This window comes from Xanthomonas euvesicatoria pv. euvesicatoria, from assembly GCF_020880415.1.
Classification (GTDB): domain Bacteria; phylum Pseudomonadota; class Gammaproteobacteria; order Xanthomonadales; family Xanthomonadaceae; genus Xanthomonas; species Xanthomonas euvesicatoria.
Genome location: NZ_JAJIUJ010000120.1, coordinates 160,508 through 166,507, shown reverse-complemented (window position 1 = coordinate 166,507; position 6,000 = coordinate 160,508). Strand labels below are relative to the sequence as shown.

The window sequence follows — 6,000 nt, the reverse complement described above, 5'->3', positions numbered from 1 at the left end:
GTCCGAAAATGCTTCGCTTCCTTGTCTATCTTGAGATCGCCTCGATACCGCGACGGTCCTAAATTATGATTCTTCACGGGTTAGCAGGTGCCTCGGCCGGCGGTAGTGGTGGCGAGAACGTAATTTTTGCGAACAACCTACGTTCTCCTGACCAGCTGCACCGACGTTTATCGGCGTCACGAGGGCATCTCCGCGCAGTGCAAGACGCTCGTTGTGCTATCTGGGGGCACGTTCACTCAAGTCCATGCATGCTGCACGCAGCTTCGGGTGCCCCACTAATTCACATCCTAGCTCATGCGTCGGTAGCTCTTTACCGCGCTGCAGCGACCAGAGATAAGCGCGCTTCTGCTATCCTCGTTCAGTGGACAGTGAGTTCGCATGGATCAGAAGGATTGTCATGAAAAAGGTTTTTATCGCTGCTGCAGCTGGGCTTGCCCTCGCTTCCGCTTGTAACGCTGTTGCCCAGGAAGTCAGATATCTTGGTGCCAATTCACGAGTTGCAGTGGAAGCGGCGGCTCAACCCGCACTGGTGCCAGAGGGAGTGACGTTGGTTTCGCTCGAACGTTGGAAGTTCAAAGATGACACCTTCTCGGCTAGGCCCATCACGACTGTGGGGCAAAGTCATCCGGGCAGTCGGCAGGGTGTACTCGGCTTCATTTCATTCACGCCGTTTGCTGGTGGGCGCACGCTTTACGCGTGCATAACAAACGACTATCGCGATCGATTCACTTCCGGTGACCCGAACTGTGAAGGCCAAATCCCTTATCCGTCCTCTTTGCCCATCACTGGGTACATTGCATCAACTCAGCTTCCCGGCACGGTGCCGCTTTACCGCTGCATGCGCGGTGGGCTGAAACCTGGAAATTGGGCGGACCACTTCGAAACCTTAGACGTGAATTGCGAAAACGTGAGGTTCCCTGCGAACGACGGGATCATTGGCTACATCTGGCTCTAATGGTTCACGTCATCGTTGTCGGAACCGGCTCCTGATTTAGTTTTCAGGCGGGCCAGAGAATTCTGGCCCGCCTTCGCGGCATTGAGCGATGGTTTCAGTGCACGGCTTCCAGCGTCATACAGTTGTCGGTCGCGATGCCGAGGTGGCCGCTAACGCCGCGATACGCCCTAGCAGCGCCACGCCGGCTCTTAATGCAGATCAGCACGACCTGATCGGCCGCAACTATGGCATCAATACTCTCCGGCGATCTGGCTGCAAAGGACCGACCGCGTGCTCTCAGAAGCTGCACGGGCGCGCGGCGCGATCCTAGCTACGAAAACGTCCAAGCTCTCACCTGCAACAGTCGTTTCAGTGGCGTGGCCGAACTTCACGGTATGGGAATCGGCTGCAAGGGCGAGAAGAATGGTGGTAAACGGCGCCAAGTCAACGGTGGTCATGGGTGGTTGCATTACGTTCTCCTGATGGGCTACATCGATCATTGCCGACGGTGTGAGGAAATCTTGGCGCACCGCCACAATGCGCGGTGACTCGTCAGGGAAAACGTTCATCTGTCTGCGCTTGAGCAAGACAAATGCACACCCTCGGGTCGGTAATCTCTTACGCATCGAAGCGGTAGTAACCGATAGGAGCTGATCGCTGGCGTGCGCAATCTATCAGCGCCGGACGCGGAGCCGAGATGGTTGCTCAATCCGAAGGGCTTTGAGCGAGCTCTAGCCGGCTCCCTTAAGACAAGGAGACATTATGAAGATCATGCTTGCTTCTGTTATCGCTGGTGTGTCGTTGCTCTCTCTTGCGCCTGCACACGCGGCCACTTATCAAACCGTTGTGGAAGGATTTGCTCGAGACATCCAAGGCGTAGTGGATGCGACTCCACAATGTCCGGCAGGATTTACGCCAATTTCAGGTGGCTGGAACGTGGGTGACCCGAACCGCGTGTTATTTTCAGGACGTCGGCCTGAAAACAACATCAACGAGTCCATGAACCTAGGGCGATTTGCTGTGGTTGGCAGCTACCCTAACGGCAATGGCTGGCGCACCTATGGATATGTCAATGGCGCAGCTATCGTGAACATCTACACCGTGTGCGCGTCTCCCTGAGCTGACCCCATGAAGCGCGGGTGTGAGGCCGCGAGGCGCTCACCCGTGTGCTGTCAGCGCAACTTGGGCCCGCCACTTAAACGAAACCGCCGAGAACTTAGCGTGTCACCATGCCAAGTCAGGCCCCCACGATGAACTGCCTCAAATAGTGTTAGCACCTTAATTTCGAATGAGACTAGATCCACATGGTGTCAGAGGTTAGCGTTATATAGGCTGCGAGTTCTGCGCCTGCTTCGATGCCACCAGCAATGCGATCGCAGGAATCATTCCTACCGTGTTGGGCGGTGGCAAGCCAACCATTTGGTCATTGCCGATCGGCGCGGCCCAGGCACGGGACAGTAGGTCCATGCCAGCCGTAGTTCCGAAGACCCACATGCGGCGAAAGCTGTCGTCTGAATGGACCAGAACTTGGTAGCTGGGTCTTGAGAAGTCTGAGAGCCGATACCAAACGGCTAGGCAGGGTTCTCAACTCAAAATGTGCCATTCGTTCTTTCACGAAAAACGCGTGATGGCCTGTGATGAAGCCAAATGTTGCGCCAACTAACGCACGGCAGCCAGAGACGTAGCTTGTTCTATTATGGCCGCCCGAGCCGCTCCTAAGGGAAGGTCGCCCGTTCGAATCGGGCCGGGGTCACCAGGAATCGATGGCTGATGCGCAAGATGGCAGTACATTCGTAGGAGCGGTCGGCTGGCATCGAGCAAGTCAACTCTCGCCTCGCCCAGGTGGGCCACGGTATCCGGCAAGGTGCTGCTCTGGTCGAGGGCGCCGCCGCTGCCGCGCTTGCTCGCTCGCTCGAAGTTGATAGGCCATGCCGCCATGCACGAATGGCAATACCGAGCCCGACGTCGCAGCCGTTGGACATGATCGAACGGTCCAGTGCCGCAGCCTGATTTACCGCGCGGGCATTAACGCATGGGGCAGTCAATACCACCCAAGATAGAGCGTGGTCACGCCCCAGGTATCGACGAGTCCGTGTGCAAGGATGAGCGCCAACAGATTGCGGTTAGAGCGCAGATACGCATAGCCGAATGCTGCGCCGACGATACCCGTCAGCACGATTCCCGAGATGCCTTGGCTCGCATGCATGGCGCCAAACACGACACCGCCAACAATGGCTGCGGTGAGGCGACCTAGACTGCTGCGCTTGAACAAGGCTTCCAGTTGATGCATCAAAAATGCCCGAAACACCAACTCCTCACCGATGGCTGCGCTGATCCATGCAGAGCCGATTAGCTGCAGTGCAGCCGGTGCGTTATGACGAAGCGCGCCATAGGCGCTGTAGTCGGTCTTCGTGCCTGTCAGGTAGTCGATGAGCGGCTGAAAGATTGGCGTGATGAGAGCGGTGACCAGCAGCACGAGGACAGCTGTCCACCCAATTGTTGGACCAAACCGTTGCCAGCTCAGGCCGCACGCCCAACGGCTGCGGGTCTCTTGCCACGCAAGTGCGGCCCCCATCAGGCCAACTGCTGGCATGCGCCAAGGAAAGGGCAGCCAAGGGAAGTAGGCGAGCGCCATCACCACGAAGATCATCGCCAGCCTAGCGAGTGGATGGCTTAGAACGGACGGGGCATTGCGACTAGCAAGAGCAGACCACTTTGATTGAGACATGTCGACCAGATACGTCACGGGCATTCGATAGTAGCGAGCTGTCGATCGGCAAGACCGTGCCAAACGACACGATGAATTTTCAGCTTCCATCGCAACACGTGCTTGGGATATGCAACAGCGGTACGCGGATCTGTTGTTCCTGGTGCCTGTTTTTTTGGTGACCTCGCCAGTTCGGCCGGACCTGAAAAAGCGCGTCACTTGCACCCGCTTGCTAGCTATGATGCATCAGGGCGCGCGGGGATCCGAATACTGACAGCCGCAGTAGGATTGAAGTCGAATTCGTACCACGGGCTCGGCCAGAAACGGCCGTTCGCAAAGATTGATAAGCGCGCCCGAATCCGACGAAGTCGCCGGATCGAGGCCGCCAATTCCAACGCCGTTCCAAACTCGCATAGCGGCAGGTTGCACATGCATCGCACGCGCATGTTGGCTGCAGCTATCCTCATTCGGCCGCTTGGCTTTACTGCTGCTTGTCTGATGCCCCAGGTGACCAGTTCTCAAAGCGCTTGCCATAGTTCCGCTTTATTGCCGTCCGGGTCGATGACCCAGGCAAACAGGCCGAATTCGGACTTCACAATCTTCTCTGACACGCGGCAGCCCGCAGCTTTGAGCTTGGCAATCAGCGACTCCAGGTCGTCGACCCGGTAATTCACGATGAACGGGGCGGTGGTGTTCTCGAATTGGGCGCTCGTTTCGTCGTGAACAGCCCAGGCCAATGCGTTTTCAGCGCCTTCCACACCCGCGCTGGTGTCGAACACTGTGCCTCCCCACGTTTGCACCTCGATCCCCAGCTGCGTTGCGTACCACTGTTGCAATCCAGGCGCGTCCTTGGATTTGATGATGATTCCGCCGATCCCTGTCACTCCGTGCATGTCTGATCCCTTGCCAGCCTTCGTCATTGGATTGAATGGCAGGCAACGCTGCCAGCCCTGATGGAAAACGTATTGTCCACGGGATCAAGATATAGCATCGTCACTGCAGCCACTTGTCGGATCTTGCGCACATGCCGATCAACGAAAGGGTGCCCCTTACCGTGGTCCAGAGCGTGAACCGTGCGCTGGACTACATCGAGGTCAACCTTGCCGGGCAGCTGTCGCTGCCTCTGATCGCAGGTGCGGCTTGCGTTTCGCCGTTCCATTTTCAGCGCATGTTTCGCGCCGTCATGGGCGAAACCCCGCATGCATTCGTGCTGCGCCGACGCCTGGAAAATGCGCTGGGCGATATTTCCCAAGGCAATCGTCAACCTTTGACAGACATCGCGCTGGGTCGGGGATTTTCGTCGTTATCGGATTTTTCCAGGAACTTCCGAAGACACTTTGGATGCTCTCCAAGAAAACTGGATCTTGAGACGTGCCTGGCCGGCCGTCGGCGTGCGCTGGACGACACCTTGGCAGGTGTGTCGGGCCTCGGCGGCAGCGCTGCAGACCAGGCGCAGGAATTTTCGGTCACGCTGCGCGATCTCCCGGAGCGGACGGTCCAGTACCTTCGCGTGCACCGCCCCTTTGAGGAAGGCTCCGTCCAAGCAGCAGCCATGCGCTTGGTGGCATGGGCACGAGACGCCGGCGTCGAGCATCATCAGTGGTTGGGCTACCTCTGGGATCAACCTCGTCTGGCATCTGCAGCGGATTGCCGGTACGACGTCGCGGTCGAGGTCACGCATGGGCGTCATTGCGGTGAGATCGGCGTTTTCCGATTTCCACCCATGAAGGTGGCCGAGGTCGTGATACGGGGAGGACTGGCGCTGGAAATGCGCGCGTTTGGTTGGGTCCGCGATACATGGCTGCCTGCCAGCGGATATCTGCCGACAGACCTGCCAGCGTTCGAGGCATGGTTGGGTCTGCCCTACGCGCACGGTGCCGAGCATTTCGAATTGGCGTGTCAAATTCCCATCCGCGTCCCAACTGCGCCGGGCGGATGGGATCAATGACAACGGACTGGGACACCCAGTTCCAATGAGTCAGATTCAGAAGTGAATTCTTGAAGTTCACAGCGGTCCCAGCGGCCGCATCCTCACCACTTTTCAAGCCTGGCCAGCGGTTTTTGCCGCCGCTTGATCTGCAGCGAGCGGCGCGACGCCCAGCTCGCTGGGCATGAGGCTGTGCATTGTGCTGGCCCCTTGGTCGCGCGGGTTGGCAAGCAAGACTTGTTCTAGATGGCTGGGGCGTCCGTGTAGCTCTGCCGGCCGCGTCGTTGCTCGGTCTAGGCGGATGGGGTGAGCGGTGTGAAGGCACGATTCAGTGCAGGCCCGACTTCAGCGCGGTGCGCCTGGGCCACGCACACGGCGCACTAAGCGAACCAAAGTAGGCCGGCTGATCCCTCAGATCCAATGCGGCATTGC

5 protein-coding genes and 1 pseudogene are annotated in these 6,000 nt (G+C 58.1%); 3 read left to right on the top strand and 3 right to left on the bottom strand.

Going from position 1 to position 6,000, the window contains the following annotated elements; translation table 11 throughout:
- Positions 1-397: 397 nt before the first annotated feature.
- Positions 398-955, top strand: coding sequence for a hypothetical protein (locus LN450_RS22925; RefSeq protein WP_011347164.1), 558 nt, complete (start codon positions 398-400; stop codon positions 953-955).
- 230 nt (positions 956-1,185) lie between these two features.
- Here the strand turns inward: LN450_RS22925 and LN450_RS22920 are convergent, their stop codons facing one another.
- Positions 1,186-1,503 (bottom strand): hypothetical protein, encoded by a 318-nt coding sequence (locus LN450_RS22920; RefSeq protein WP_126952894.1) that lies wholly within the window; start codon positions 1,501-1,503, stop codon positions 1,186-1,188.
- A gap of 193 nt (positions 1,504-1,696) precedes the next feature.
- Between LN450_RS22920 and LN450_RS22915 the strand changes: the two genes are divergently transcribed.
- Complete coding sequence (locus LN450_RS22915) at positions 1,697-2,053, top strand: hypothetical protein (protein ID WP_011347166.1); 357 nt, start codon at positions 1,697-1,699, stop codon at positions 2,051-2,053.
- 922 nt (positions 2,054-2,975) lie between these two features.
- Here LN450_RS22915 and LN450_RS22910 read toward each other — a convergent pair.
- Both LN450_RS22910 and LN450_RS22905 read right to left on the bottom strand, forming a co-directional pair.
- Positions 2,976-3,527, bottom strand: coding sequence for a CPBP family intramembrane glutamic endopeptidase (locus tag LN450_RS22910; RefSeq protein WP_039416317.1), 552 nt, complete (start codon positions 3,525-3,527; stop codon positions 2,976-2,978).
- Positions 3,528-4,159: 632 nt separating this feature from the next.
- Positions 4,160-4,800, bottom strand: a pseudogene (locus tag LN450_RS22905) (VOC family protein).
- Here LN450_RS22905 and LN450_RS22900 point away from each other — a divergent pair.
- A complete protein-coding gene (locus tag LN450_RS22900) occupies positions 4,684-5,589 on the top strand; it encodes an AraC family transcriptional regulator (protein WP_228886129.1) in 906 nt (301 codons plus the stop codon). The pseudogene LN450_RS22905 and the gene LN450_RS22900 overlap by 117 nt on opposite strands.
- Positions 5,590-6,000 lie beyond the last annotated feature (411 nt).

Bases quoted from the DNA above. Each gene is read 5' to 3' on its own strand.
- LN450_RS22910 (WP_039416317.1), bottom strand. From the start codon at position 3,527: ATGCCAGCAGTTGGCCTGATGGGGGCCGCACTTGCGTGGCAAGAGACC.
- LN450_RS22925 (WP_011347164.1), top strand. From the start codon at position 398: ATGAAAAAGGTTTTTATCGCTGCTGCAGCTGGGCTTGCCCTCGCTTCC.
- LN450_RS22915 (WP_011347166.1), top strand. From the start codon at position 1,697: ATGAAGATCATGCTTGCTTCTGTTATCGCTGGTGTGTCGTTGCTCTCT.
- LN450_RS22920 (WP_126952894.1), bottom strand. From the start codon at position 1,503: ATGAACGTTTTCCCTGACGAGTCACCGCGCATTGTGGCGGTGCGCCAA.